The sequence below is a fragment of the Glutamicibacter sp. X7 genome, assembly GCF_054889245.1.
This window is the reverse complement of sequence record NZ_CM142678.1, coordinates 676,009-701,640: the sequence shown is the minus strand read 5'-3', so window position 1 is coordinate 701,640 and position 25,632 is coordinate 676,009. Positions and strand designations below refer to the sequence as shown.

The following is a 25,632-nucleotide window of genomic DNA, read 5'->3' as shown; positions in this document are numbered from 1 at the left end:
CTCGACTTAACTTTCAGGCACTGGCTGCCGAGGCGGGCAACCACAGCGTCATCCGCAGCCCTTCGTCGGGCATCTGAAGGATTTCTAACTGGCGTTCGACCTCACCGGCGTTGGTGCGCAGGCGTTTGGTTGATGACCGGCGCCGCCCCACGAGGTGCCCGGACCACCAGCCGGCAAAACGCGAGCTTCGGGCCGCCAACTGATCCACCAGTTCTTGCAGTCGCGCTTCGCGCAGATTTCCAGCATTGGCGGCCCGCAATTGTGCCACGGCCCCGCGGGCAATATCTTCCCAGTCCACGAAAATTTCGCGGGCTCGCGCATGAGTCAGCAGGTAGGTACACATATTGCGCGCATCGGCCGGTTCACTCTCCAGCCCGTCGAGCAGCGCCAACCCTTCGGCGTTGATCGCCAAGACATTGCTCAACCGATCCAGCACATAGGCCGGGTTGGGACGCACGGCCGCGACCAGAGCTTCGGCACGTCGGCGTAAGTCCGTGCCGTCATCCACCGAGAGCACCGCGACCTCAGGGGTGGAGCGCAGCAAAAAGAGGTACTCCAGCGAGTCCCCTTTCAGGCGCAAGACGCGCGCCACGGCACGCAACACGGCATCGCTCGGATTGGTTTCGCGGCCCTGCTCGAGCCGCGTGTAGTAGTCGATGCTGATACCCGCGGCAGCGGCGACCTCTTCGCGACGTAGCCCACTGACGCGCCGCACTCCGAGGCTTTGCTGCTCCGGCCGAAGCCGTGGGTCGGTGCGTCTGGCGCGCAAAAAGGATCCCAGTTCACTGGCCATGGCGGCAATCCTTTCGACCTCGCGGGTAGGTGTGCGACTCCTAGGAAAACTGCGGCCTTCCGCGTCCATGCTGCCGCGCCGAAGATGGAGTTACCGCAGTGGCAGAATGCCCGATGCGCTACACCCCAGGCAAGTTCATGCCCACGGATTGGACCGTAGGGCTGGGCACGACAGAAAGAATTCCCATGGCTTCCTATACGCATGGCCACCACGAATCGGTGCTTCGCTCGCACCGTTGGCGCACCGCCGAGAATTCGGCCGCATACCTGTTACCGCACCTGCGGGCCAGCGACAGGTTGCTCGACATTGGTGCGGGACCGGGAACGATCACCGCGGACTTCGCCACCCGGGTCCGGCGTGTCACCGCCACCGAGGTGGGACCCGACGAGCTGGACTTGGCTCGGCAGACCGCCGAGGAACGCAAACTGAACAACATCGACTTCGCGGTCGCCGATATTCACGCCTTACCTTGGGCGGATCAGAGCTTTGAGGTGGTCCATGCCCATCAGGTGCTCCAGCATGTTGCCGACCCGGTGCGGGCCTTGCGGGAAATGTCCCGGGTGACGAAATCCGGTGGCTTAGTGGCCGCCCGTGACAGCGACTACTCCGCATTTGCGTGGTGGCCCATGGTGCCCGAGCTTGAGGAATGGATGGAGCTGTATCAGGCGGCGGCACGCGCGAACGGCGGGGAGCCCGATGCGGGACGTCGCTTGAAGTCCTGGGCGCACCAGGCAGGCCTGAGCGAGATCACGGCAACGGCGAGCACCTGGTGCTATAGCAGCGATGCGGACCGTGCATGGTGGGGCGGGATGTGGCAGGAGCGCATCCTGGAGTCTGCGATGGCGCGGCAAATTATTGACTCAAAGCTGGCCACGATGGAGCAGTTGCGTCGCATCAGCCACGGCTGGGAAAAGTGGGCGCGCGCCGACGACGGATGGTTCACCCTCGTGCACGGTGAAATCCTCTGCCGCATCCCGTAGCTCCGGTCCACTACGGCGGTTCCCGACTCTATTATCTCGTCACAACGCCTCGCGCACGAAAAGATTGTTGAACAATCCTGTGATTTGCGGCATGCTAGGAGAAAGACTTCCAAGGAGACGGGGATCACAATGCCATTTATCGACCTGAATTCAGACGTCGGAGAATCATTCGGCAACTGGAGCATGGGAGACGACGCCGCGATATTCCGTTCCGTCTCCTCGGCCAATGTCGCCTGCGGCTTTCACGCCGGGGACCCCAGCGTGATCGCCGCAACCTGCCGTGAGGCCGTCGCAGCGGGAGTCACCATCGGCGCCCACGTGGGCTACCGCGATCTGGCCGGCTTCGGGCGCCGGTTCTTGGACTGCACGGCCACCGAGCTGGCCGACGACGTGCTCTACCAGCTCGGGGCCTTGCAGGCGATGGCCCGGGCCGCCGGTTCCAAGATTTCCTATGTAAAGCCCCACGGCGCGCTCTACAACACCATCGTGCACCACCAGGTTCATGCCCGCGCGGTCATCGACGGAATTAAGGCCTTCGGCGAGGACCTCCCGGTGCTGTTGCTACCCGGGTCGCTCGCCCTCAACGAGGCGGCATCCGCCGGGTTGCGCGGTGTGGCCGAGGCCTTCGCCGACCGCAACTACACTCCCGAAGGCACCCTGCTCTCGCGCCGTGAACCCGATGCCGTCATTCACGATGCACAGCAGGTCACCGACAATATGGTGCGCTTGGCCACCGAGGGCACGATCCGGGCCGTGGACGGCAGCCTCATCCAGATGCCCACCGAAAGTATCTGCGTCCACTCGGACACCGCGGGAGCCGTGGCCATGGCCGCAGCGGTACGCGAGGGGCTCGAGGCCGCCGGCGTGCAGATCCGGAGCTTCGCATGAGCATCCTCGAGGTGCGGCCGGCCGGCGAACGCGCGCTTCTCATCGAGCTATCCGACCTCGACTCGGTGCTGGCACTGAACGGCACCCTGCTCGATCACCCGCTGCCCGGACAAGCCGAAGTACTCCCGGCGGCCCGCACGGTCCAACTCAGCTTTAACACCCCGGAACAGGCCCGTGCCGCGATGCACCTCGCCGCGGACATCGCGCTCGGAGAGTCCGCTGCGAGCACCGGTCGCCTGATCGAAATCCCGGTGCACTACGACGGTGCCGACCTCGCCGCGGTGGCCGAGCTGACCGGGCTGAGCGTTGCGGCGGTCATCGACGCCCACTGTGCACAGCAGTGGACGGCCGCATTCGGTGGCTTTGCCCCCGGTTTCGCCTATCTCGCCGCCGAGAACGACACCCTGCAGGTCCCCCGCCGCGACAGCCCCCGCACCGCGGTCCCCGCCGGTTCGGTGGCGCTGGCCGGCAACTACTCGGCGGTCTACCCCCGCGAGTCCCCCGGCGGCTGGCAGCTACTGGGACACACCGAGCTACAAATGTGGGATTCGCACCGGGAGAACCCGGCGCTCATCGCCCCGCGAGATATTGTGCGTTTTCGTGCCGTCCCGGCCCGCGCAACCCTGTCCGAGCCGACCACGGCGCAACCGAGCACCCCACCGAGTAACGGCGAGTCTGCCGCGAAGGGACCGGGCTTGCGCATCCTCGACGCCGGTTTGCAGTCACTGCTGCAGGACGAGGGCCGGGCACACTTAGGGCACCTCGGCGTCCCGCGCTCCGGGGCCGCGGACCTGACCGCATTGCATCAGGCCAACCGACTGGTGGGCAACCATCCGGCGCGCGCGGCCATCGAGAATCTCACCGGCCGGCTGGAGGTGCAAGCCCAGGGAGATCTGGTGTTGGCGCTCGCCGGTGCCGACGTCTGCGCCGACATCACCCCGGCCGAGCACGACGAGCTACGCCGCCCCCGGCCGGCACCACTGAACGCACCCTTCGCCTTGCTCGATGGTGAGCGACTGCGCCTGTCCCCCGGTGCGGCCGGGCTCCGTAGCTACCTGAGTATCCGCGGCGGCTTCGCCGTCGAAGCCGAACTTGGCTCCTGCTCCAGCGATACGCTCTCTGGGCTCGGGCCGGCGCCGCTGTGCGGCGGCGACTTCTTACCGGTGACCCCGGTACTTTCCGGGCATATCGTTGGCGCGCCCGAACCCAGCACCCTGCCGCTACCCGAGGCGGAGGGGCATTACCTGCTACGCATCACCCCCGGACCACGGGCCGACTGGTTTGGTGCCTCGGGGCTGACCCGCCTCACCGAACAAGACTGGGTGGTCAGCAGCGACTCCAACCGCGTGGGCATGCGACTATCCACCACCGATCAGGGGCAGCCGCTGGAGCGCACCCGCACCGGCGAGCTACAAAGCGAGGGGGTACCGCTCGGGGCCCTGCAGGTACCCCCAAATGGGCTGCCGGTACTCTTCCTCGCCGATCACCCGGTCACCGGCGGATACCCGGTCATCGCCACCGTGCGCGAGGCCGACGTAGCACTCGCCGCACAACTGCCCCCGGGCACCCACGTGCGTTTTACCCTCGATTCTCCCGGGGCACTCAACCCGGCCACACGCTAAGGACCTGCCGAATGAAAAAAGTACTCATTGCCAACCGCGGCGAAATCGCCGTGCGCATTGCCCGTGCCGCGGCCGATAATTCGCTGCGTTCCGTGGCCGTCTACGCGGACCCGGATGCCGATGCCCTCCATGTGCGCCGCGCCGATGAGGCCTACGCGCTCGAGGGTAGTGCCAGCGCGGATACCTACCTCAACATCGAAAAGCTTCTCGCCATCGCCGCCCGCAGCGGTGCCGACGCGGTGCACCCCGGCTACGGTTTCCTCTCCGAGAACGCCGAGTTCGCCCGTGCGGTCCAAGACGCCGGACTGACGTGGATCGGACCCAGCCCCGAGGCCATCGAGGCCCTCGGAAATAAGGTCACGGCGCGCCAGATCGCGGTGCGCGCCGGCGCCCCACTGGTGCCAGGTACCGAGCAACCAGCGGCCGACGCGGCCGAAGTACGAGCCTTTGCCGAGGAACACGGGGTTCCGGTGGCCATCAAGGCAGCCTTCGGTGGTGGCGGGCGCGGATTGAAAGTTGCCCGCAGCATGGAGCAAATCGAGGAGGCCTTCGACTCTGCCGTCCGCGAGGCCACGGCCGCCTTTGGCCGCGGCGAGTGCTTCGTCGAACGTTTCCTGGATAAGCCGCGCCATGTCGAGGCGCAGGTGCTCGCCGACAGTCACGGCAATGTGGTGGTCGTGGGCACCCGAGATTGCTCCATGCAGCGCCGCCATCAGAAATTGATCGAAGAGGCCCCGGCCCCTTTCCTCAGCGAGGAACAGCGGCAGTTGATCCATGACTCGGCCAAAGCCATCTGCCGCGAGGCCGGTTACACCGGCGCAGGTACGGTGGAGTATCTGGTGGGTGCCGACGGGCTGATCTCCTTCCTCGAGGTCAACACGCGGCTTCAGGTTGAACACCCGGTCAGCGAGGAGACCACCGGCCTCGATTTGGTGGCCGAACAATTCCGCATCGCCGACGGCCATCCACTGAGCCTGACTAAGGACCCCGAGCCGCAGGGTCATGCCTTCGAGTTCCGGATTAATGCCGAGGACCCAGCCCGCGGCTTCCTCCCGGCGCCGGGCACCATCACTCGCTTTGAAGCGCCTACCGGTTCCGGGATTCGCGTGGATTCCGGGGTGCGTTCCGCCAGCCTCATCCCGGGACACTACGACTCCTTGATGGCCAAGCTCATCGTGCATGGAGCCGACCGCCCGCAGGCGCTGCGCCGTGCCGCGGTCGCCCTGGAGGAAATGGTCATCGAAGGGGTTCCCACGGTATTGCCCTTCCATCGAGCGGCCATCGCTCACCCGGCCTTCGCGGCGCCCGATCATCTGGGGATCTACACCACCTGGATCGAGGATGAGTTCACCGAACAGCTGGAAGCCAGCGACCAGTTGGCCAGCACGCCGGCGGACCGGCCGCGCGAGCAGCTGACCGTGGGCATCGACGGAAAAGCAATGACGCTGTCCGTGCCGGCCGATCTGCTCGCCGCACTACGCACCGGCGGGTCGGATTCCGTTCCGAGCAGCGCCGCACAGAGCGCCGACACGTCGGAGGAGGAAGAGCTCACCGCTCCCATGGCCGGTAACCTCGTCTCCTTCAGCGTGGAGGACGGTCAGCAGGTCACAACCGGGCAGACGGTGGCGGTGTTGGAGGCCATGAAAATGGAGTCCGCGGTGCAGGCACACCGCTCGGGCACCTTCAGCCGGGCGGATCTCAACCCGGGACAGGCCGTAGCTCAAGGCGATGTTCTCGGACGCATCGACTGACACGCACACGGCTCACCGTAGCCGAAGCCGCTAGATTAGAGGGGTGAATGCGTCCATGGATTTTTCAACCCTCGACCTCGGCCAAGAGGCCACCCACGCACACACCAGTGCTTGGGTGGCCTCCACCTTGCGTCGGCAAATTGCCGAAGGCCAACTGCTACCGGGCACCAAGCTCTCGGAACAGGTACTGGCTCAGGCGCTGGGAGTCTCGCGCAATACGTTGCGCGAAGGCTTCACGCTGCTCGACAGCGAACTGATCATCACCCGCATTCCCAACCGGGGCGTGTTCGTCGCCTCGCCCACCGCCGACGACGTCCGAGAGATCTATGCGGTGCGCCGCACCGTCGAACCGGCCGCGGCCGCCTGGGGTAGCACACTGGATCTGAGCACCCTGCGAGACATTGTTGAGACCGCCCGGAGCGCCCAGAGAAATGGCGACGTGCCCGGGATGGCCGGAGCCAATCAGCGCTTCCACGAACTTTTGGTCGCCTCATCGGGCAGCTCACTGCTCGGCGAACTCATGGGACGTGTTTTGGCGCGGATGCGCCTAGTCTTCCACGCCATGCGCGACGCGCCGGACTTTCACACCCACTACGTGCAGGGCAATGCGCATGTGCTCGAGCTGCTTGAGGCCGGAAAGCGCCTCGAGGCGGCCGAGGCGCTGCGTCGCTATCTGGATACCGCCGAGGCGGAGCTGCTCGAACATTTGCGCGCGGCACAGGAGAACTAACACGCAAGCCGCAGCCTAGGTGGGCTGCGGGTTGTGTGGAGCGAGCGTTAGGGCACCTGATAGCGCCGGTCGGGAGCATCAGTGATAAGCATGTACCCCGGGGCGTGAGCAATGGCAAAGGACGGGCGCGAAGCCATCACCGCGGCCTGCGCCGTGACCCCGCAAGCCCAGAAAACCGGGACGTGTCCCTCCGGAATGTGCACCGGATCCCCAAAGTCAGGATGCGCCAGGTCGGCAATGCCGAGCCGCTGCGGCTCGCCCACGTGCACCGGCGCGCCGTGGACGGCCGGGTAGCGCGACGTGATGCGCACGGCGTCGGCGACCCGCTCCGCCGGGATCGGCCGCATGGAGACCACCAGTGGACCGTGCAGGGACCCGGCCGGGGTGGTGGAACGGTTCGTCCGATACATCGGGACGTTCACGCCCTGGGCGATGTGAGCCACCTCGATCCCTTCGGCCAGTAGCGCGGATTCAAAGGTGAAGGAACAGCCGATGATGAAGGTCACGAGATCATCGCGCCAGTAGTCGAGCAGGTCGGTGGGCTCGGCCACCAGCTGCCCGCCGTCGAATACGCGGTAGCGCGGCACGTCGGTGCGGATATCTCCGTCGCGTAGCAGCTCACCGGTAGTTTCTCCGGCCTCCAGTACCCCCAAGATCGGGCAAGCCTTGGGATTGCGCTGGGCAAAGAGCAAGAAATCGAAGGCCAGCTGCCGGGGTACGATGAGCAGATTCGCTTGCGCGTAACCGTCGCTGAACCCCGCCGTGGGTAGCTCAAGCCCCGCACGGAACAACGTGCGGGCTTGCGCCGGAGATAGGGTTGCGCGTTCGGCCCGGGCCGGTGGATGTATCGAGTCCATACTCATTTCCTGTTCTCTGCGTGCGTCTTAGCCGGCCCAGAGGGCCGAGAGCCCGGAGAGCGAATTGATGCCTAGGTAGACGGTCAGCAGCCAGGTCAGGGCGCCGATGACCAGAAGCCAGAGCGGGTACTTGTAGCCGTTGAGCAGGTCGCGACGACGCCAGGCCACGTAGAGCAGCACCGCGAAGCCCACGGGCAGGATCAAGCCGTTGACGGCTCCGGCAAAGATCAAGAGCGTCTGCGGGGCCTTGCCCAGCAGCAGGAAGATGACCGCGCACACGGCAATGAAGCCGGTGGTAATCAGATTGCGCGTACGTTCCGGGGTGCTCGAGCGCGTTACGAAGGACACCGAGGTATAGGCGGCGCCGATCACCGAGGTCAACGCGGCAGCCCAGAGGATGACCCCGAAGGACCGCATGCCGATTTCACCAGCTGCGTGCCCGAAGGCCTCGGCCGCCTTATTGTCACCGGTGAGCGCCACCCCGCCGGCCACAACGCCGAGGATGGCGAGGAACAACAGCACACGCATCACGCCGGTGACAATAATGCTGAGCACCGAGCCGCGGGAAATCTCCTTCACGTCCCCCACACCCTTGACGCCCGAGTCGATCATGCGGTGCGCACCGGCATAGGTGATATATCCACCGACAGTGCCGCCGATCAGGGTGGTGATGATCAGGAAGTCCACCTTTTCGGGGAGCACGGTATTGCGCAGGGCCTCGCCCACCGGCGGGGCCGCGACAATGGCCACGTAGATCATCAGCAGAATCATGATGGCGCCGAGGAGCACGACGATGCGGTCCAGAGCCATGCCGGCTTTCTTCGAAAGGAAGATGAGGATCGCGATGACCGCGGAGATCGCCCCGCCGATTTTGGGGTCCACTCCGAGCATGGCGTTGAGCCCCAACCCGGTACCGGCGATATTGCCAATGTTGAACACCGCGCCGCCGAGGAAAACCAAGGCCGCGAGGAACCAGCCCACACCGGGTAGAACCTTATTGCCCAGCTCTTGGGCGCGCAGTCCGGAAACACCGATGACGCGCCAGACATTGAGCTGCACGGCAATGTCGACGAGGATCGAGACCAGGATGGCGAAGGCAAAGGAAGCACCGATTTGAACGGTGAATTCCGTGGTCTGTGTGATGAATCCCGGGCCAATGGCACTGGTGGCCATCAGGAACATCGCGCCAAGCAACGCCGTACGGCGTGCTGAGGCGTTTGGCTTAGCGGGTGACTGCGAGTGCGCCATGGTGTTCTCCGTTGCAGATGCGGTGACGGGTGCCACACATTCGTGTAACGCACAGAACATTACATGTTGTTGAACAATCTAGGCAAGGGGTTGTTCAACAATTTTGGGGCGAGATTGATGGCGGCGCAGAACTATAGCGCGTTGCCCACCCAGAGGCCGAGAGCAGCCAGTGCCCCGGTGCCGGCCATGACGCCGAGACCGTTGAGTATCCCGGCCACCCACTTGCGCGCTTGCAGAAGCCGAACGGTCTCAAAGCTTGCGGTGGAGAAGGTCGTAAATCCCCCGAGAAAACCGACGCCAGCGACGAGTCGAATGGCTTCGGGCAATATCTGCGCGGAGACCAGACCCGTGAGCAATCCGAGCAGAAAAGAACCCAAAAGATTAATCAGCACGGTCCCCCAAGGGAAGGCACCTGCCACCCGCGAGCGCACCGCCCCGTCGAGCACGAGTCGACAGCACGCCCCCAGCCCTCCGGCCACGGCGATGCCCACGAAAAGCCAGAACGTCATTCCGTGCCCTCCCCGGACTTCGAATGCATCCACGTGGCGATCGAAATTCCGGCCAGGGTGGCCAGGGCACCTAGGAGCACGGTACCGAGCCCGTAGAACAGTGCCGCCGAGATGGAGCCGGCTTCCAGAAGAGCGACAAGCCCCACGGCGAAGGTGCTAAAAGTGGTAAATCCGCCCATGAACCCGGTGCCCACCAATAACCGCAGGGCCCTGCGGCGTCCTTGGTCCGGTCCGCGCCGAGCCAGTGCATCCAGGAGCACCCCGAGAAGGAAGGCGCCACTGAGGTTAATGGCAAAAACCGCCCAGTCGATACCGTCCTGCGCGGGAAAGGCCAGCGAAATCCCCTCGCGGGCCGCGGCCCCAAGCGTTCCACCGACAAAGGTCAGGGCTAAGGACGAAGGTTGCAGGTAGGCCGGACGCCGTTGGTTCATTGCACATCACCCGTGCGTCGCGGAATGACCATCACCGGTCGATGCTGTTGGTGGGCTAGCTGGGCGGCGACCGAGCCATTGAACAATTCGCGGGCCGAACCACGCCATCCTCCCGCGCGGGTACCCACCACGATCATTCGCGCCCCGAGCACATCGGCCAACCAAGCGAGTTCCGTTGCGGCACCACCGGCCAACGCGCGCACCGACCAGCGCACGCCTCGGTCCTGCAAAACTGAGGCCAGGTGCGCGTAGAGGTCTGCGTCGAATCCGCCGGCCTCGTCCTCGACGAGATCCGGATCGATGGGTAGCGAGCGGATCGTCCCGTCGGCCTGCCGGGCGATGGTGTAGCGAGAGTCGTCCACCGTGGCGCAAATCAACTGAGCGTCGAGCGCAAGGGCTAGCTCCGCCGCCTGCTCGAGCACCTCGGCGGGTTGGCCAGGTACTACTCCCAGAACGATGGTTGAACCTCGTTCGTTCATGGGCATTTCCTCCTGCCGACCGCGGGCGCTGGGCGCGCGAAAGGCCGTGAATCGCGCGTTTTGAGTCTAGCAAAGCGGCAATACCACGGCGGGGTCACCGCGGACCAGGCTCGGCCCGACGACCCCGCCGTTAGGCTGCGTTCGGCCTAGTAGTGCGTGCCTCCGTCAATGCGCACCTCGGTACCGGTGATGAAGTACCCCTCGGCGCTGGCGAGCAGCGCCACCACATTGGCGACGGAGTCGGGTCCGGCAAACCCCTGCCCCAAGGCCGGGGCAAGTTTCGCAAAGAGCGACATATCCGCATCCTCGGGCAACCCCGGGCCCTTGCTCTGTCCGCTGGCTCCGGACCCATCGGTCATGCCCGAAGCGATCGAACCGGGCTGCACCGCCGTAAAGCGAATATTGTCCTTGGCGTACTCCGCGGCGAGCGCATGGGTCATCGATTGAATCCCGCCCTTGCTGGCGGCGTAGGCCGCCATATAGGGGTGGGCAAAGACGGCCGAGGTGGAGCTGAAGTTCACCACGGAGGGCTGATCCCCGCCCCGCAGGTGGGCTAGGGACTCGCGGATCATTTGGAAGGTACCGACCAAGTTGACCCGCAGGATGGTCTCGAAGGCTTCGGTGCTCATCTGCTCGGTGTGCGCCGAGCGCAGAATGCCTGCCGCGTTGACCAGCGCGTCGAGACCTCCAAGCCACTGCACGGCCTGAGCCACTCCGGACTGTACCGACCCCTCGTCAGAGACGTCGATCTGCACGGTATGCAGCCGCTCGGCCGCCGCCCCGGCGGCGCGCACGGTGTCCTCAAGGCCCGGAGCGGACACATCGGCGGCGACCACCCGACCGCCTTCCTGGAGCATCCGTAACACGGTGGCCTGCCCAATTCCGGATCCTGCTCCGGTGACGATCACGCGACGGTTTTCATAGCGATTCATGAGATTCCCTTCCTCGGTAGTTATCTTCACGATACGCCCTTGTGGCACAACGTGCCATAAATGCAGATTGTGACATTAGGGATAGCGCCTATGGTTAAGTTGTGTCCTCAGAACGGTTGAACCTCACCCAACGCCGCCGCGCTGCCACCGAGCTAGAGATTGCCCGGGCCGCCGCCAAACTCTTCGCAGCACATGGCCTCGACCAAACCACCGTCGAACGCATTGCCCAGAGCGCCGGTATCTCTCTGCGCACCTTCTACCGCTACTTCCCCACCAAGGAGGAGGCACTGGCCCCATTACTGCAGGTGGGGGCCGAGGCCTGGCAGCAAAGCCTGCGCAGCGGTACGGCACTGAGCCTCTACGAGCGCATCGACCGCTCCATCGCCGAGGTTCTCGACGCCGGAGCGCTGCAACAGACCGGCGATGCCGACGCCACCCGGGTTCTGTTGCGTCAGCGACATGGCCATCAAGGCGTCATCGATATCTGGCACCGTGTCAACGCCCGCTCCGAACAGGCCCTCGGTCCGCTGCTGCGCGAGGTGGAACCGGAGCTCGCGCCGCACCGTGCGCTACTGTGGGCCGCCGCCGCAACCTGTTCCATTCGGCTGGCCATTGAATCCTGGGCCGATGACTCTGCGCAGACCCAGGCTCCGGTCGCCACCTGGGCGCGCGAGAATTTCCGGCTGCTCAGCGCCGGCCTGTCTCAGGAATAGTAGTTAAAAGGCTACGGCGGCCACAGCCCATACTGGGCTGTGGCCGCCGTAGCTGTGCCTAGAGGCGAAACTCCTAGTGGAAGAAGTGGCGGGCACCGGTGAAGTACATGGTGATGCCCGCGGCGTTCGCGGCGGCGATCACTTCATCATCACGCACCGAACCGCCGGGCTGCACCACGGCCTTGACGCCGGCGTCGATCAAAATCTGCAGACCATCGGCGAAGGGGAAGAACGCGTCGGAGGCAGCCACCGAACCCAGCGCACGCTGTTCGGAGGCGCTCGTGTCGGCATTCTCGGCACCGCCGGCGGCGTCGGCCCCGGAATCAACGGTCACGCCGAGGGTGTTCGCACGCTCCACGGCCAGCTTGCAGGAATCCAGGCGGTTCACCTGGCCCATGCCGATACCCACGGCCGCACCATTCTTGGCGAGCAGGATCGCGTTGGACTTCGCGGCGCGCACCGCACGCCACGCGAAGGCCAGATCGGCGAGGGTCTGCTCATCGGCGGCCTCACCGGCCGCCAGCGTCCAGCCCTCGGTCGCATCGCCCGCGGCATCAATTTTGTCGCCGGCTTGCACGAGCATGCCGCCGGAAACCTGGCGGAACTCATTTTGGTTGCGACCGTAGCCATCGGGCAGCGCCAGCAGGCGGATGTTCTTCTTCGCCGAGAGGATCTCTACGGCTTCGTCCTCGAAGTCCGGGGCGATGACAACCTCGGTGAAGATGCCCTTGACGGTCTCGGCCATGGCCTTGGTGACGGTGCGGTTTGCCGCGATCACCCCGCCGAAGGCAGATACCGGGTCGGTGGCGTGGGCCTTGGCGTGGGCGTCGGCGATCGGGTCGGCGGCATCCGGGGAAGCCACGGCCACACCGCAGGGGTTGGCGTGCTTGATCACGGCCACGGCGGGCTGCTCAAAGTCGAAGGCGGCGCGCAGCGCGGCGTCGGCGTCGACATAGTTGTTGTAGCTCATTGGCTTACCGTGCAGCTGGTCGGCCTGAGCGATACCGGCCGGGGCGGCCTGATCCACATACAGGGCGGCCTGCTGGTGCGGGTTTTCGCCGTAACGCAACACCTCGGCGCGTTCGAGCGCGACACCGGCGTAGGCTGGCCACTCGATGACTCCGTCGCCGTCCTCGTCGAGGAACTGGCTAGCGGTCCAGGTGGCGACCGCGGTGTCGTAGGCGGCGGTGTGGGCATAGGCCTTGGCGGCCAGACGCTGACGGGTCTTCAAATCGAAGCCGCCATTGGCTGCAGCGTCGATAACCTGTGGGTAGAAGCTTGGATCCACCACGATCGAAACCGCTGCGTGGTTCTTTGCCGCCGAGCGCACCATGGCCGGGCCGCCAATGTCGATCTGCTCGACGACCTCGTCGCGGGCCGCACCCGAAGCAACGGTCTGTACGAAGGGGTAAAGGTTCACCACAACCAGGTCGATGGCGTCGATTTCCATCGCGGCGAGGGTGTCCATGTGCTCCGGCACGCGGCGGTCGGCGAGAATGCCGCCGTGGATCCGTGGGTGCAGGGTCTTCACGCGCCCATCGAGCATCTCGGGGGAACCGGTCACCTGCTCAACTTCGGTCACCGGAATACCGGCGGCGGCGATCTTCTTGGCGGTGGAACCGGTGGAGACTAGCTGCACTCCGGCGGCGTGCAGGCCCGCGGCAAGTTCCTCCAACCCGGTCTTGTCGTAAACGGAAATCAAGGCGCGGCGGATCGCCAAGCGATCCAAATCGATCGTGCTCACGAAAAATGCTCTCCCGGCGTTGGCGATGGGGGTTCGATGCAGTGGACGGGCCACCGAAGACATTCTATCGGTTGCCCGCGCCATTACCCGCTGGCGTTAAGCCGCCCCTCGCGCACCGGGATCCGGCACGAAGTTCACCGGGGTGCCACGACGCGTGAACACTACCCCTGCTGCCCGCTGAGCTCCTTGTCTCCGCGTTCGAGCTGCGGGAAATGTTCGGCCAACTGCGCCGGGGTCAGGCACAACTCCAACAGCCGCTGCGCGTGATCGTCGTCGGCCACATAGGTCACCAGATCCGGTTTGACCTTGACGGTGAGCTCTTCACGAAGCGAAATCGCCACGTTGACCAAGGAACTGTAATAGCGTCGGATGGTGGTTTCCCAGCCTTCGAGCTCGGCCAATTTCATGATGGCTTCGCTCCATACCTGTGCGGCCACATCCTCGCAGAGGTCGATCGAGGACCAATGCCAATCGCTCGGCTCCCACTTATCCGAGTAGAAGCTCTCCTGATCATCGCCCTCGAGTTCGGCCTCGAGCGCGTTAAGCACCTCGTCGAGATCCTCGGCGTCGGCCTCATAGTCCGAGTCTTCGGCATCGGCGGCGTCCGCGTCGTCGATGGGCTCATCGAAGGCGTCGGGCCGTTCCTCGTAAGTCGGCTCATCATCCAGGTCTTCGCCGCGTTCAACCAGCTGTTCGCGAAGCTCCGTTCGGCGGTCCCGTTCCAAAGCCTGCAGTGAATTAAGCGCCAGCAGGGGCATGGCGACCGGAGTATCCGGATCGGTGCTCACCCCGTAGAGCGCGATGGCGTAGAAATCCTGGTCCGGGTGTTCTCGTATCACTTCCGCCGCATGTCGAAGGGCGGACACCCGTAGCGCCTCTTCGAGAGCGGTCCAATCTACTCCCATGCCCCGAGATTACTCCCAAGCCGTGGCACATGACAGCCTTGACGCGACCGACTTTTAGGCGTATTGCGCGAGATTCCGGGTATGCTACCTGCGGGCCATCCCCGTTTCCCACGAAAGGCGCCATAAACCGTGTCGACAACCGCCGTACCTTCTGGCACCCACGTGGTGCAGTCCCTGCCCTTTAAATGGTCGGTGCAGGGCAGCATTTTTATCATTGGCGGGCTGGGCTTCATGTTCGACGCCTGGGATGTCACGCTCAACGGGGCGCTCATCCCGTTGGTGGCCGCCGAATGGGGCTTGGATCGACCCACCGCCGCCCTCCTGGGCACCGCAAACCTGGTGGGCATGGCCGTTGGGGCGTTCCTCTGGGGCGGGATCGCCGATCGCTACGGGCGGACCAAGGCCTTCTCGCTGACCTTGTTGATGTTCTCCATTTTCACGGTGCTCGGGGCGCTGTCCCCGAACTTTGGTTTCTTCATCGCCTTCCGCTTCCTAGCCGGCATGGGGCTGGGCGGCTGCATCCCGGTGGACTATGCGCTGGTCGGCGAATTCACCCCCGCACGCTTGCGCGGCCGGGTGCTGACGGCCATGGATGGCTGGTGGCCAATTGGTGCCGCACTGTCCTTTGTGGTCTCCGGTTGGGTGATGGCCACCGCCGAGAACTGGCGACTGATTCTGGCCGTGATGATCCTGCCCGCCTTGCTGGTCTACGTGGTACGCCGCAAGGTGCCCGAGTCGCCCCTGTATCTGGTCTCGGTGGGACGCGATAGCGAGGCCCGCGCGATCATCGATCGGCTCGTGAAGCGCACCGGGGCCACCCCGGTAGAGTACACGCTCTCCGGGTCACGCTTGCCGGAGCGGAACCGTTGGTGGGAGCAACTGGCGGGGCTGTGGGCGTATTCGCCGCGCCTGACCGCCACCAGCTGGTTGCTCTTTGTCACCGTGCTGCTCATTTACTATCTGGCTTTGACCTGGTTGCCTTCGATTCTCACCGAGGCCGGTCTAGCGCAGTCGGTGTCCTTCTTTGCCACCAGCGTCATGGCGCTGGCGGGGCTCATCGGCGTGCTGATCGCTGCCACGCTCGTTGAACGGGTGGGACGTAAATGGGTGCTCGGGGTCAGCGCCCCACTCTCCGGATTAGTGCTGGTAATCGTGGGACTGAGCCTCGACGTTCCGGCCGCCGCGGTGGCTTGGATGCTGGTATTTGGGGTCGTGGTGCAGATTGCGATTCCGGTGCTCTACACCTATGTTTCGGAACTTTATCCCACGCATCTGCGGGCCTCGGGCTTCGGTTGGGCCTCGACGATGTCCCGGCTCGGCGCCGGCTTCGGCCCATTGCTCTTCGCCGCGCTCTGGCCCGTGCTGGGACTCCCCACGCTCTTCGGCGCAGCAACCGTCCTGGTACTTCTGGCGGTGCTGTTGATGGCATTCCAAGCCCCCGAGACACGGGGTCGGGACCTGGGCTAGATCACCAGAGACCACCTTGTGACTTGAGAATTCATTACTGTCGACAGGTGCCTATCGTGCGATAGTCTAGCCACGAGGAGCTACCTTCACGTAGCTTCCCGCGGTTTAGTCCCCTTCGTCGAAAGGCCGTCATGCACGAGGACATCACCCTGACTACCGGCAGAGTTCATCGGGTGTTGACCGAGCGCATACGGCCAGCCATTCACGGCACATATGTGGAACTGGACGCCAGTTGGCATGAACTACCCGGCGAACCGGTGCCGATCGCCGACGGGTTGCGCCTTGATTTCGCCCCGGTGCATGTGGGCGAGGCATGGGGTCCGGCCTGGGGCACCACGTGGTTCAAACTCACCGGACAAGTCCCCGCCGAATGGGCCGGGCGTAAGGTCGAGGCGGTCATCGATCTCGGCTTTGACGTCAATCGCACGGGCTTTCAATGCGAAGCCCTCGTGCTGAGGGGTAACGGCGAAACCATCAAGGCGATCAACCCACGCAACCAGTGGGTGCCGATCACCGATGCGGCCACCGGCGGCGAGCACGTGGAGCTGTATTTGGAGGCCGCCTCCAACCCGGTACTGCTGGAGGAGCATCCCTTCCTGCCCACCGAACAGGGTGATGTGCGCACCGCCAGCCGCGCACCGCTCTACCGGCTGGCCAGGCTGGATCTGGTGGTCTTCGAATCCGAGGTGTACGAACTGTCGCTCGATCTACAGGTATTGCTCGAATTACAAGAGCAGCTACCGGCCGGGTCCCGACGTGCCCAAATCCTCGCGGCACTCGATCGCTCCATGGATGCGCTAGATCTTCAGGATATCCCCGGCACCGCACGCGCCGCGCGTGAACCACTTCGCACCGTACTCGAAACACCGGCCGAGCCGAGCGCCCATCGACTGTCGGCCATTGGCCATTCTCATATTGATTCCGCCTGGCTCTGGCCGGTGCGAGAAACCATTCGCAAGGTCTCACGCACCTGCTCTTCGATGGTGGAGCTGCTCGAAACGGACCCGGAGTTCCGTTACGGAATGTCCAGCGCCCAGCAGTTCGAATGGCTCAAGGAGCATCGTCCGCAGGTTTTCGAACGTGTGAAACGCGCCGTGGCCGAAGGCCGCTTCATCCCCCTGGGCGGTATGTGGGTGGAGTCGGACACCGTCATGCCATCCGGTGAGGCGCTGGCCCGCCAATTCCTCTACGGCCAACGATTCTTCCGCGAAGAATTCGGGATTAGTTGCCACGGTGTCTGGCTACCGGACTCCTTCGGGTACTCCCCGGCCCTGCCTCAGTTGATGAAGCGTGCGGGGTTCGAGTGGTTCTTCACCCAGAAAATTTCGTGGAATCAACGCAATGTCTTTCCCCATCATTCCTTCCTTTGGGAAGGTATTGACGGGTCGCGGATCTTCACGCATTTCCCGCCCATGGACACGTATAACGCGCAGCTCTCCGGCGAGGAGGTGGCCAAGGCCACCCGGCAATTTCGCGATGCACGCCAGTCCTCGGGCTCCATCGCTCCGGTGGGTTGGGGCGACGGTGGTGGTGGCACCACCCGCGAAATGACTGGAATCGCCCGGAGGCTGGCGGATCTGGAGGGTAGCGCCCGGGTGAGCTGGGAAGACCCGGATGATTTCTTCTCCCGCGCCCGCGCCGAAATGTCCGACCCGGCCGTATGGGTGGGCGAACTGTATTTGGAACTGCACCGCGCCACGCTCACCAGCCAGCACCGCACGAAGCAGGGCAACCGCCGCACCGAACAGTTGTTGGTCGAGGCCGAGCTGTGGTCCAGCACCGCGAACCTTCGCGTGGGACTGCCCTACCCCTACGAGGAATTGGACCGGCTCTGGAAGGCGGTGCTGCTGCACCAGTTCCACGACATTCTTCCTGGCACCTCGATCGCCTGGGTGCACCGCGAGGCGGTAGCCGAATATGAGCGCATCACGGCCGAGGCCGAACAGCTCATCGATACCGCCGTGCGCGCCCTGGTGGGTCAGGGAGACACCCGTCTCGAGGTCAACTCGGCCTTTACCGCGCGCGGCGAGCTGCCGGCGGCAAGTATCGCGGCATGCCCCGAAACGCAGGCCGAGGCGGTAGAGCTCTACCGGGATGGTGCCGACTACATCCTGGAAAACTCCCTCGTGCGCCTGCGCATCGACGGGCGCGGCTTGCTGACCTCCGCCGTTGACCTTCGCACCGGTCGTGAGGCGATCGCCGCCGGGCGGGCCGGTAATCTGCTCCAACTGCACCAGGATTTTCCGAACATGTGGGATGCCTGGGACGTCGACAAGTTCTACCGGAATCACTGCACAGATCTCACCGAGCTTCACGCGATCCGGGCCGAGCGGGGCCCACACGGCGAGGTGAGCATCCACATCGAGCGTCACTTCTCGAAGTCCACGGTGACCCAACGCCTTACCCTGGCCCCTGGCGAACGACTGGTCCGGATCGATCAGGTGACCGATTGGCAAGAGACCGAGAAGTTCCTCAAGGTCGCATTCCCCTTCGATCTGCATGCCGAGCATACGGTGGCCGAGACGCAGTTCGGACACCAACGCCGGGTGACCCATGTGAACACCAGCTGGGAGGCCGCAAAGTTCGAGACCTCGATGCACCGCTTCGTCTATGTTCAGGAGCCGGGCTTCGCCGCCGCACTGGTCAACGATTCAATCTATGGCTATGACGTCAGCCGCGATGCCGTGGACGGCGAGGTGAGCACCACGCTGCGCCTCTCGCTTTTGCGCGCTCCACGCTACCCCGATCCGCGCACGGATCGGGGTGTACAGGAACACAGCTTTGGACTGTTGATCGGCACCGACCTCGCCGAAACCGTAGCCTCCGGGCAACGGCTCAACAGCACACCACGTACCGTCCACGGTGCAAGGCAGGTGGCACCGCTGGTGCAGGTGATCGGCGCCGGGGTGCAGCTGAGCTCGGTGAAGTTAGCGGCGGACCGCTCCGGAGACCTGGTGGTGCGCGTCTACGAGGCGCTGGGTCGGCGGACTGAAGCACGTCTGGAGCTCTCGCAGCCGGTGCACCAAATCCGGGTGGCAAGCCTCATCGAAGACGAACTCGAGCAAGCCGACGGGCTGGCCTTCACCCTTCGTCCCTTTGAAGTACGCACGCTGCGCTTGAAGTTGACCTAGAGTGTCTCCGGCTCGGGCGGGATGGCCCGTAGCGAATTATTCCACCCACGGGATGAGGTAACTCTGCCCCGGAGCAACATAGGATGGTAGGACGCCCGAACGACGTAGAGCGAAAGTACCACTACACGCATATGCCCTTTGACGACCACCAGCCCGAGCAGCTACCCGCACGCAGCGACGGGCTCCCCACGCTATCCGTCGTAGTTCCGGCCTTCAATGAGGCGGGTATTCTCGAAGCCTGCCTCGAATCCCTGCTCGCCATGGACGACCCGGCAGAAGAAATCATCGTGGTGGATAACTCCAGCACCGACGACTCGGCGGCCATCGCCGCGTCCTTTCCCACCGTGCGGGTTCTCGGCGAAGCCCGTCAGGGCATCACCTACGCCCGCACCACCGGATTCGACGCGGCCCGCGGCGAACTCATTGCCCGCATTGACGCCGATTCCCGGGTGACACGCAATTGGGCCACCCTGATCCGCCAGCGACTAGCCCCGGGCAGCGGACTGGATGCCGTCGGTGGCGGCGCGGCCATTGCCGAGTTGTCACCGGCCGCCTTTTTCTGGTTCTCCGTGTGGTACCGCGGATTCCGCTGGTGGCACCAGCGCAGCATCGGCGTGCGGCCGATGATTTACGGCTTCAATGGGGCGATGCGCACCAGCGCCTGGTGGCAGGCCCGCGAGCTGGTCGCCATGGATGACCAGCAGGTCAGCGAGGATCTGGATTTGACCATCGCCCTGCTGCGTAGCGGACATCGGCTGGCCTTTGAGCCTCGGCTGTTGGTCAAGGCCCACTTATTCCGCTCCATCGACCGGGAAAAGCTCGAACGATACTACCGGACCGACTCGTTGACACTTGCACGGCATTGCTATGGGAATCCCAAGCGCCGGGCTGCTCTCGAGGCGGAAGCTTCCGCACAGTGAGTTCGGCTTCCGAGCACCGTCCGTGGTACCGCTCGCTGCGATTCTGGGTCAGTGTTCTGACCTTCGTGCTGGTCGGCCTGGTGATCGCCGGGGCGTGGGAGCATGTGCGGGCGGCCTTCGAATCGCTGGCCACGGTCAACTTGGGCGTTCTGGCCCTGCTGGTTCCGGTGCAGTTAGCGAGTTTCTGGTTTACCGGCGAAGTACTCTTCTCCTATCTACGTGGCCGCGGTGAGTTACATGGCATGCATCCGGCCGCGGCGATGCGCATGTCCTTGGAGTTTAATTTCGCCAATCACATGCTGCCCTCGGGCGGGGCAGCCGGTATCGCCTACACCAACTGGAAGCTGAGCACGCTGGGGGTGCCGGCCAGTCGCACCACCTTGGCGCAGCTGACCCGCTTCGCGCTGACCTTTGTCTCTTTCGTGTTGATGCTGGCCGCGGCCGCCCTCTGGTTGCTGCTGACCCACCGCGGCACCATGCTGGTGATGGTGACCATGGCCATCGTCGGCACCCTGGCACTGGTGGTCACCGTGGGCGGAGCCATCATTTTCCGTCGACGTCGCCTACTGCACCGCATCGCCGGGTTTATTTTTTCGGTGGCCTACCGGGTGCTGTCTTGGTTTGGTCGCCAAGACAGGCTCAACGTGGCGCATTTCGTACGCTTCGTCGATCACATGTATCGCGAGTTCGCCGAGGTCACCGCGAAACCGCGCGCCCTGCTGGTGCCCTTCCTCCTATCCTTTGCCGTCAACGCGCTAGATGCCGGACTTTTTCTGGTGGCGCTGGCTTCCTTTGGTTATCAGGCCGACTTCGCGCTGGTGTTCGTGGCCTACGGGGCCGCAACCGTAGCTTCGATGGTGATCGTTACCCCCAACGGACTAGGCGCCTACGAAGTGGTGATGGTTTCGGTGCTCGCCGCCGGTGGAGTGCCCGGGGCAACCGCCATCGCGGCGATCGCCCTCTCGCGGGTGATCCTGCTGCTGGGCACCATACTGTTCGGGTATGGCTTCTACCAGCACAGCGTCATCAAGTCCGGATCACCTAAGCTGACCGAGCTTCCGGAACAGCAAGACACTTAACCAGCCACCAGACGGTGGGCATGATGCTGGTGCTCGGCAATCAGCGCTTCGCGGTCGATGCCCAACGCTCGGCCGTCGATCACCCGCCAGCGACCGGCCACCATAACCCGTTCGGCGCGTTCGGCCCCGCAGAGTACCAGGGCGGCGATCGGATCGTGCGCCCCGGAGAAGGCATAGCCCTCGGGCCGGAACATGGCCACATCGGCTTGTCGCCCCACCGCAATTCTGCCGATATCGGCGCGGCCCAGGGCGGCGGCCGAACCCGCGGTGGCCCAATCCAGCACCCGGGCGCTGGTCACTGCCTCGGTCCCGTAGCGTAGTCGTTGGAGGTAGAGGGCCTGGCGTACCTCGCGAATCATATTCGAGGCGTCATTCGAGGCCGAACCGTCCACCCCGAGACCTACCGCGACTCCGGCGCGTTCAAGCTCAATCACCCGCGCGATGCCGGAGGCCAAGCGCATATTAGAGGTGGGACAGTGCGCCACGGAGACTCCCGCCGCACCCAATCGGGCGATTTCCGCATCGTCGAAGTGAATGCCATGGGCCAGCCATGTCCGCGCGGAGAGCCAGCCTACGGAGTCGAGATACTCTACCGTGCGCATCCCGAAGCGCTCCCGACAGAACTGCTCTTCATCGAGGGTTTCGGCCAGATGCGTGTGCAGGCGTACGTCGAGTTCCTCCGCTAGGGCTGCACTCTCGCGCATCAACCCGGTGGTGACCGAGAACGGGGAGCAGGGGGCCAGCCCGATTTGGATCATGGCTCCGGGACCCCGCTGGTGGTATTGCTCCACCAACCGCCGCGAGTCTTCCAGGATGATCTCGGGATCTTGGACGGTTTGTTGTGGCGGTAACCCGCCGTCGTCGGTCCCTAGAGACATCGACCCGCGGGTGAGCATGGCGCGCATTCCCAGACGCTGCGCCACCTCGACCTGGATATCGATGGCCTGATCCATTCCGGAAGGGAACAGGTAGTGGTGATCCGCCGCGGTGGTGCATCCGGATTCGAGGAGCTCGGCCATGGCCACGGTGGTCGCCAGCTCGAGCGCCCGCGGGGTCAGTCGAGCCCACACCGGGTACAGATTCGTCAGCCAGCCGAAGAGCGGCAGGTCGGCTACCGGAGCCCACGCTCGGGTCAGCGTTTGATAAAAGTGGTGATGCGTGTTGATCAAGCCGGGAGTGAGCACCAGATCGGTGGCGTCGAAGATCTCATCGACCTCCGGTGTCACGCCGGCAGGCACCAAAGCCTCGATGAGTCCGCTGCCGGCGTTGATGACCAGTCCTCCGGCGGCTTGGCTCGAATCGAGCTCCGCTCCGAGGTGCACCGCGCGAGGGTTGCGAATCCATAGTTTTGACATGTGTCGCCTCTCTGCTGGCGACACGAGCCGGAGGCGTAGACCGCCAGCTCAGGTTTATCGGCGTCTGCTGTTCCGCCGGTCGATGGGTTCATCGACGATACCTAAGGACGGTAACACAACCTCTTAGGTGTTGCGCAAATCACAAATTGCCCTATGGTAGAACTCAAGCGGTTCAAAAAGGGAAAATCTTTTCCGATATACGAAATTCCATGAGCCGTCCCGCGGTGGGCGCAAGCCCAGTCCTCGCGGCTCGCATTTGATGGAGACATAATGACTACACTCGCGCAACAACGCCGACCGGAGGATGAAAAACTCCCCCTCGGCAAACTAGCCACGTACGGTTTGCAGCACGTTTTGACGATGTATGGCGGCATCATCGCGGTACCGCTGATCATCGGCAACGCCGCGGGGCTCGACCCCAACGGGATCAGCGTGCTGATCGCCTCCTGTCTGTTCGTCGGTGGTCTGGCGACCATTTTGCAGTCGGTCGGCCTGCCCTTCTTCGGCTCCCAGCTGCCGCTGGTGCAGGGCGTTTCCTTCGCCGGCGTGGCCACCATGACCGCCATTCTCGCTGGCGGTGAAGGCATTCCCGGCATCCTCGGCTCGGTCATCGTCGCCTCGCTGATGGGCCTGCTGATCGCCCCGTTCTTCGCCATGATCGTGCGCTTCTTCCCTCCGGTGGTCACCGGCACCGTGATTACCACCATTGGGCTCTCGCTGATGCCCGTAGCCGTTGGCTGGGTGATGGGCGGTAACGCCAACGCCGAGGACTACGGAAGCCTGCGCAATATCGGGCTCGCGGCGCTGACCTTGGGCATCGTGCTGATCCTCAGCCGGGTTGGCCTCGCGGCCATTTCGCGACTGTCCATTTTGCTCGCCATCGTCATCGGTACCATCATCGCCGCCATCTTTGGCTGGGCAGACTTCTCCAACGTCGCCGCCCGTGGCTACCTGGCCTTCCCTGAACCCTTCGCCTTTGGCTGGCCCACCGTATCGGTGGCGGCAGTTATTTCCATGTTCATCGTCATCATCGTGACCATGACCGAAACGACCGCCGACATTATCGCCGTGGGTGAGATCGTGGGCACCAAGGTCGACTCCAAGCGCATCGCCGCCGGCCTGCGCGCCGATATGATCTCCTCGGCCGTGGCCCCGGTGTTCAACAGCTTCACCCAGTCCGCCTTCGCGCAAAACGTTGGCCTGGTGGCCATCACCGGCGTGAAGTCACGTTTCGTGGTCACCGCCGGCGGCGTGATTCTGGTGATTCTCGGATTGTTGCCGATCGTCGGTGGACTTGTCGCCGCTGTTCCCTCGCCGGTACTCGGCGGCGCGGGCATCGTGCTCTTTGGCACCGTGGCCGCGTCGGGTATCCGCACCCTGGCCAAGGTGGAGTATGAGGGCAATCTGAATATGATCATCGTCGCGGTATCCATCGCCTTTGGTCTGATTCCGATCATCAACCCGGATTTCTACCATGCATTCCCCGACTGGGTCGGCATCATCTTGCACTCGGGGATCTCCTCGGCCGCCATTATGGCCGTGCTGCTGAACCTCCTCTTTAACCACATTGGGCAGAAGGATAAGGACCGCTCGGATCGTTCGGTCTTCGTGGCCGGCACCGGGCGCGCGATTCGCGAGGAAGACCTTACGCGTCTGCTGGAAACCGACTGCATCCTCGCCGAGGGCGACACCATCAAGAACGGCAAAATCATTGACGCAAGCGGCCACGAGGTGCCGGTGCTGACCGCGGACGAGAACGACTCCCCCAACGAGAAGTAAACTCCGCCGCCAGCGCCGCTGGCTTAACCTGGGGTGCCCCCGAGCCAAGCTCGGGGGCACCCCAGGTTTTTAGCTTAATGGGCGGCTTCGGTCTCGTTGGCCAGGTCCTGCAGGGTCGCAATCAGCAGGCGGCGCTCCACGACCTTAATGCGTTCGTGCAGCGACTGTTCGGTGTCGTCGGGCAGGATCTCCACCGCCTCCTGGCGCAAGATCGGTCCGGTATCCACCCCGGCGTCGGCAATATGCACGGTGCACCCGGTCATCTTCACCCCGTAGGCTAGAGCGTCTCGCACCCCGTGAGCCCCGGGGAAGGAAGGCAGCAGGGCCGGATGGGTGTTGATGTAGGTGCCGTCGAAGGCGTTGATGAACTCTTCGCCGACAATGCGCATGAACCCGGAGGAGATCACGTAGTCCGGCGCGTAGGACAGGCACTTTTGCGTCAGCGCATGGTTCCACTCGGCACGATCGGCGTAATCCTTGAAGTTCACGACGAAGGTTTCGATCCCGGCCTCGGCCGAGCGTTGCACCCCGTAGGTGCCTTCTTTATCGGCGCCAACGGCCGCAATGTCGACATTGCGTAGCTCTCCCGCTTGCACGGCGTCGATAACCGCTTGAAGATTCGAACCCGTGCCGGAAACCAGAACTACTATGCGCATAGCTACCATTCTACGGTTGACCACGGGCATAGACTGGCCCTGAACCCTCGGTCTCCGTGAAGGAAGCACATATGAGCCAGATCGTTCCCGATACCAAAGACTGGACGGTTGTCCTGCGCGAGCCCTGCACCCAGTGCGGTCAGGATGTGCGCGCGACAACCCTCGATGACGTCATCGAGCACTTGCCGCAGGCGGTTGAACGGCTCTTAGTGGTACTTGAGCGGCCGGCTGCCGCCGAACGCACCGACCCCGCCCGATGGAGCGATCAAGAATATGTCATGCACGTGGCACAGATGCTACCGGTGATGATCGAGCGGCTGACCATGATGCGCACCATGGACGCCCCGACTTTTCCCGACTGGGACCAAGATCGAGCCGCGCAGGACGGCGACTATAACGCGCTGGGTCGCGAGGCCGTGCGAGAGGCACTGCGGGCCGCGAGCGAGCGCTACTGCGCCGCACTGGCCCAAATACCCGAAGCCGACCTGACGCGCCGTGGCCTTCGCTCAAACGGCGCGGCCTTCACGGTGCTGAGCCTGACTCAATATGCCTGGCATGACGTGCTCCATCACCTCTGGGATGTGCAGGCGGACTGAGCCAACTGCAGCACGAGCGAAGCGCTTGGCGGTGGCCAGCCACCACTACCCGGTGCCGGTTACTCAC

General features: G+C 64.2%; 23 protein-coding genes. 12 read left to right on the top strand and 11 right to left on the bottom strand.

Annotated features, from left to right (window positions below; genetic code table 11):
* Window positions 1-13 precede the first annotated feature (13 nt).
* A complete protein-coding gene (locus ACYU0X_RS03530) occupies window positions 14-793 on the bottom strand; it encodes a helix-turn-helix domain-containing protein (protein ID WP_418908438.1) in 780 nt (259 codons plus the stop codon).
* 185 nt (window positions 794-978) lie between these two features.
* Between ACYU0X_RS03530 and ACYU0X_RS03525 the strand changes: the two genes are divergently transcribed.
* The 5 genes from ACYU0X_RS03525 (at window position 979) to ACYU0X_RS03505 (ending at window position 6,764) form a co-directional block, all read left to right on the top strand.
* On the top strand, window positions 979-1,773 hold the full coding sequence (locus ACYU0X_RS03525) for a class I SAM-dependent methyltransferase (RefSeq protein ID WP_418908437.1): 795 nt from the start codon (window positions 979-981) through the stop codon (window positions 1,771-1,773).
* 129 nt (window positions 1,774-1,902) lie between these two features.
* On the top strand, window positions 1,903-2,661 hold the full coding sequence (locus ACYU0X_RS03520) for a LamB/YcsF family protein (protein ID WP_418908436.1): 759 nt from the start codon (window positions 1,903-1,905) through the stop codon (window positions 2,659-2,661).
* Complete coding sequence (locus ACYU0X_RS03515; RefSeq protein ID WP_461902133.1) at window positions 2,658-4,283, top strand: 5-oxoprolinase subunit B/C family protein; 1,626 nt, start codon at window positions 2,658-2,660, stop codon at window positions 4,281-4,283. Before ACYU0X_RS03520 ends, ACYU0X_RS03515 begins: the two co-directional genes overlap by 4 nt.
* A gap of 11 nt (window positions 4,284-4,294) precedes the next feature.
* On the top strand, window positions 4,295-6,034 hold the full coding sequence (locus tag ACYU0X_RS03510) for an acetyl/propionyl/methylcrotonyl-CoA carboxylase subunit alpha (protein WP_418908434.1): 1,740 nt from the start codon (window positions 4,295-4,297) through the stop codon (window positions 6,032-6,034).
* A gap of 55 nt (window positions 6,035-6,089) precedes the next feature.
* Window positions 6,090-6,764, top strand: coding sequence for a GntR family transcriptional regulator (locus ACYU0X_RS03505; protein WP_418908433.1), 675 nt, complete (start codon window positions 6,090-6,092; stop codon window positions 6,762-6,764).
* Between the two features lie 47 nt (window positions 6,765-6,811).
* On the opposite strand, the gene ACYU0X_RS03500 is transcribed toward ACYU0X_RS03505, so the two are convergent.
* The 6 genes from ACYU0X_RS03500 to ACYU0X_RS03475 form a co-directional block, all read right to left on the bottom strand.
* A complete protein-coding gene (locus tag ACYU0X_RS03500; RefSeq protein WP_418908432.1) occupies window positions 6,812-7,621 on the bottom strand; it encodes a putative hydro-lyase in 810 nt (269 codons plus the stop codon).
* A gap of 27 nt (window positions 7,622-7,648) precedes the next feature.
* The gene (locus tag ACYU0X_RS03495) at window positions 7,649-8,869 is read right to left on the bottom strand and encodes an NRAMP family divalent metal transporter (protein WP_418908431.1); all 1,221 of its coding nucleotides are present in this window, start codon (window positions 8,867-8,869) and stop codon (window positions 7,649-7,651) included.
* A 131-nt stretch (window positions 8,870-9,000) separates the two neighbouring features.
* The gene (locus tag ACYU0X_RS03490; protein WP_418908430.1) at window positions 9,001-9,378 is read right to left on the bottom strand and encodes a fluoride efflux transporter FluC; all 378 of its coding nucleotides are present in this window, start codon (window positions 9,376-9,378) and stop codon (window positions 9,001-9,003) included.
* Window positions 9,375-9,809, bottom strand: coding sequence for a fluoride efflux transporter FluC (locus tag ACYU0X_RS03485; protein ID WP_418908429.1), 435 nt, complete (start codon window positions 9,807-9,809; stop codon window positions 9,375-9,377). Before ACYU0X_RS03485 ends, ACYU0X_RS03490 begins: the two co-directional genes overlap by 4 nt.
* Complete coding sequence (locus tag ACYU0X_RS03480; RefSeq protein ID WP_418908428.1) at window positions 9,806-10,288, bottom strand: universal stress protein; 483 nt, start codon at window positions 10,286-10,288, stop codon at window positions 9,806-9,808. The genes ACYU0X_RS03485 and ACYU0X_RS03480 overlap by 4 nt, the downstream gene beginning before the upstream one ends.
* Before the next feature lie 146 nt (window positions 10,289-10,434).
* Window positions 10,435-11,220: an SDR family NAD(P)-dependent oxidoreductase gene (locus tag ACYU0X_RS03475; RefSeq protein ID WP_418908427.1), complete on the bottom strand. Its 786-nt coding sequence runs from the start codon at window positions 11,218-11,220 to the stop codon at window positions 10,435-10,437.
* 101 nt (window positions 11,221-11,321) lie between these two features.
* Between ACYU0X_RS03475 and ACYU0X_RS03470 the strand changes: the two genes are divergently transcribed.
* Complete coding sequence (locus ACYU0X_RS03470; RefSeq protein ID WP_418908426.1) at window positions 11,322-11,933, top strand: TetR/AcrR family transcriptional regulator; 612 nt, start codon at window positions 11,322-11,324, stop codon at window positions 11,931-11,933.
* A gap of 73 nt (window positions 11,934-12,006) precedes the next feature.
* Here ACYU0X_RS03470 and purH read toward each other — a convergent pair whose 3' ends face one another.
* Both purH and ACYU0X_RS03460 read right to left on the bottom strand, forming a co-directional pair.
* Entirely contained in the window at window positions 12,007-13,677 is a 1,671-nt protein-coding gene (gene purH / locus ACYU0X_RS03465) for a bifunctional phosphoribosylaminoimidazolecarboxamide formyltransferase/IMP cyclohydrolase (protein ID WP_461902132.1), read from the bottom strand.
* Between the two features lie 161 nt (window positions 13,678-13,838).
* Window positions 13,839-14,582, bottom strand: coding sequence for a hypothetical protein (locus ACYU0X_RS03460; RefSeq protein ID WP_418908424.1), 744 nt, complete (start codon window positions 14,580-14,582; stop codon window positions 13,839-13,841).
* A 129-nt stretch (window positions 14,583-14,711) separates the two neighbouring features.
* Here ACYU0X_RS03460 and ACYU0X_RS03455 point away from each other — a divergent pair, with 129 nt between their 5' ends.
* The 4 genes from ACYU0X_RS03455 (at window position 14,712) to ACYU0X_RS03440 (ending at window position 21,179) form a co-directional block, all read left to right on the top strand.
* Window positions 14,712-16,049 carry an MFS transporter gene (locus ACYU0X_RS03455; RefSeq protein ID WP_418908423.1) on the top strand — a complete coding sequence of 446 codons (1,338 nt, stop codon included), beginning with the start codon at window positions 14,712-14,714 and terminating at the stop codon, window positions 16,047-16,049.
* 131 nt (window positions 16,050-16,180) lie between these two features.
* Window positions 16,181-19,180 (top strand): alpha-mannosidase, encoded by a 3,000-nt coding sequence (locus ACYU0X_RS03450; protein WP_461902131.1) that lies wholly within the window; start codon window positions 16,181-16,183, stop codon window positions 19,178-19,180.
* 83 nt (window positions 19,181-19,263) lie between these two features.
* Complete coding sequence (locus ACYU0X_RS03445) at window positions 19,264-20,100, top strand: glycosyltransferase family 2 protein (RefSeq protein WP_418908421.1); 837 nt, start codon at window positions 19,264-19,266, stop codon at window positions 20,098-20,100.
* Window positions 20,097-21,179 (top strand): lysylphosphatidylglycerol synthase transmembrane domain-containing protein, encoded by a 1,083-nt coding sequence (locus ACYU0X_RS03440; protein ID WP_461902130.1) that lies wholly within the window; start codon window positions 20,097-20,099, stop codon window positions 21,177-21,179. Before ACYU0X_RS03445 ends, ACYU0X_RS03440 begins: the two co-directional genes overlap by 4 nt.
* On the opposite strand, the gene ACYU0X_RS03435 is transcribed toward ACYU0X_RS03440, so the two are convergent.
* Window positions 21,176-22,534, bottom strand: coding sequence for an 8-oxoguanine deaminase (locus ACYU0X_RS03435; RefSeq protein WP_461902129.1), 1,359 nt, complete (start codon window positions 22,532-22,534; stop codon window positions 21,176-21,178). The genes ACYU0X_RS03440 and ACYU0X_RS03435 overlap by 4 nt on opposite strands.
* A 270-nt stretch (window positions 22,535-22,804) precedes the next feature.
* Here ACYU0X_RS03435 and ACYU0X_RS03430 point away from each other — a divergent pair, with 270 nt between their 5' ends.
* Entirely contained in the window at window positions 22,805-24,313 is a 1,509-nt protein-coding gene (locus ACYU0X_RS03430) for a nucleobase:cation symporter-2 family protein (RefSeq protein WP_418908418.1), read from the top strand.
* 74 nt (window positions 24,314-24,387) lie between these two features.
* Here the strand turns inward: ACYU0X_RS03430 and purN are convergent, their stop codons facing one another.
* Window positions 24,388-24,969, bottom strand: a complete 582-nt coding sequence (gene purN / locus ACYU0X_RS03425) for a phosphoribosylglycinamide formyltransferase (protein WP_418908417.1) — start codon at window positions 24,967-24,969, stop codon at window positions 24,388-24,390.
* A gap of 71 nt (window positions 24,970-25,040) precedes the next feature.
* On the opposite strand from purN, the gene ACYU0X_RS03420 reads away from it, so the two are divergent.
* A complete protein-coding gene (locus ACYU0X_RS03420; RefSeq protein ID WP_418908416.1) occupies window positions 25,041-25,565 on the top strand; it encodes a DinB family protein in 525 nt (174 codons plus the stop codon).
* Window positions 25,566-25,632: the final 67 nt, after the last annotated feature.

What these genes read in the sequence shown, in the direction of transcription:
- ACYU0X_RS03480 (WP_418908428.1), bottom strand. Translation starts at nt 10,288, where the DNA reads ATGAACGAACGAGGTTCAACCATCGTTCTGGGAGTAGTACCTGGCCAA.
- ACYU0X_RS03500 (WP_418908432.1), bottom strand. Translation starts at nt 7,621, where the DNA reads ATGGACTCGATACATCCACCGGCCCGGGCCGAACGCGCAACCCTATCT.
- ACYU0X_RS03485 (WP_418908429.1), bottom strand. Translation starts at nt 9,809, where the DNA reads ATGAACCAACGGCGTCCGGCCTACCTGCAACCTTCGTCCTTAGCCCTG.
- ACYU0X_RS03475 (WP_418908427.1), bottom strand. Translation starts at nt 11,220, where the DNA reads ATGAATCGCTATGAAAACCGTCGCGTGATCGTCACCGGAGCAGGATCC.
- ACYU0X_RS03435 (WP_461902129.1), bottom strand. Translation starts at nt 22,534, where the DNA reads ATGTCAAAACTATGGATTCGCAACCCTCGCGCGGTGCACCTCGGAGCG.
- ACYU0X_RS03520 (WP_418908436.1), top strand. Translation starts at nt 1,903, where the DNA reads ATGCCATTTATCGACCTGAATTCAGACGTCGGAGAATCATTCGGCAAC.
- ACYU0X_RS03525 (WP_418908437.1), top strand. Translation starts at nt 979, where the DNA reads ATGGCTTCCTATACGCATGGCCACCACGAATCGGTGCTTCGCTCGCAC.
- ACYU0X_RS03450 (WP_461902131.1), top strand. Translation starts at nt 16,181, where the DNA reads ATGCACGAGGACATCACCCTGACTACCGGCAGAGTTCATCGGGTGTTG.
- ACYU0X_RS03490 (WP_418908430.1), bottom strand. Translation starts at nt 9,378, where the DNA reads ATGACGTTCTGGCTTTTCGTGGGCATCGCCGTGGCCGGAGGGCTGGGG.
- purN (WP_418908417.1), bottom strand. Translation starts at nt 24,969, where the DNA reads ATGCGCATAGTAGTTCTGGTTTCCGGCACGGGTTCGAATCTTCAAGCG.
- ACYU0X_RS03530 (WP_418908438.1), bottom strand. Translation starts at nt 793, where the DNA reads ATGGCCAGTGAACTGGGATCCTTTTTGCGCGCCAGACGCACCGACCCA.
- ACYU0X_RS03420 (WP_418908416.1), top strand. Translation starts at nt 25,041, where the DNA reads ATGAGCCAGATCGTTCCCGATACCAAAGACTGGACGGTTGTCCTGCGC.
- ACYU0X_RS03460 (WP_418908424.1), bottom strand. Translation starts at nt 14,582, where the DNA reads ATGGGAGTAGATTGGACCGCTCTCGAAGAGGCGCTACGGGTGTCCGCC.
- ACYU0X_RS03445 (WP_418908421.1), top strand. Translation starts at nt 19,264, where the DNA reads ATGGTAGGACGCCCGAACGACGTAGAGCGAAAGTACCACTACACGCAT.
- ACYU0X_RS03505 (WP_418908433.1), top strand. Translation starts at nt 6,090, where the DNA reads ATGGATTTTTCAACCCTCGACCTCGGCCAAGAGGCCACCCACGCACAC.
- ACYU0X_RS03510 (WP_418908434.1), top strand. Translation starts at nt 4,295, where the DNA reads ATGAAAAAAGTACTCATTGCCAACCGCGGCGAAATCGCCGTGCGCATT.
- ACYU0X_RS03430 (WP_418908418.1), top strand. Translation starts at nt 22,805, where the DNA reads ATGACTACACTCGCGCAACAACGCCGACCGGAGGATGAAAAACTCCCC.
- ACYU0X_RS03495 (WP_418908431.1), bottom strand. Translation starts at nt 8,869, where the DNA reads ATGGCGCACTCGCAGTCACCCGCTAAGCCAAACGCCTCAGCACGCCGT.
- ACYU0X_RS03515 (WP_461902133.1), top strand. Translation starts at nt 2,658, where the DNA reads ATGAGCATCCTCGAGGTGCGGCCGGCCGGCGAACGCGCGCTTCTCATC.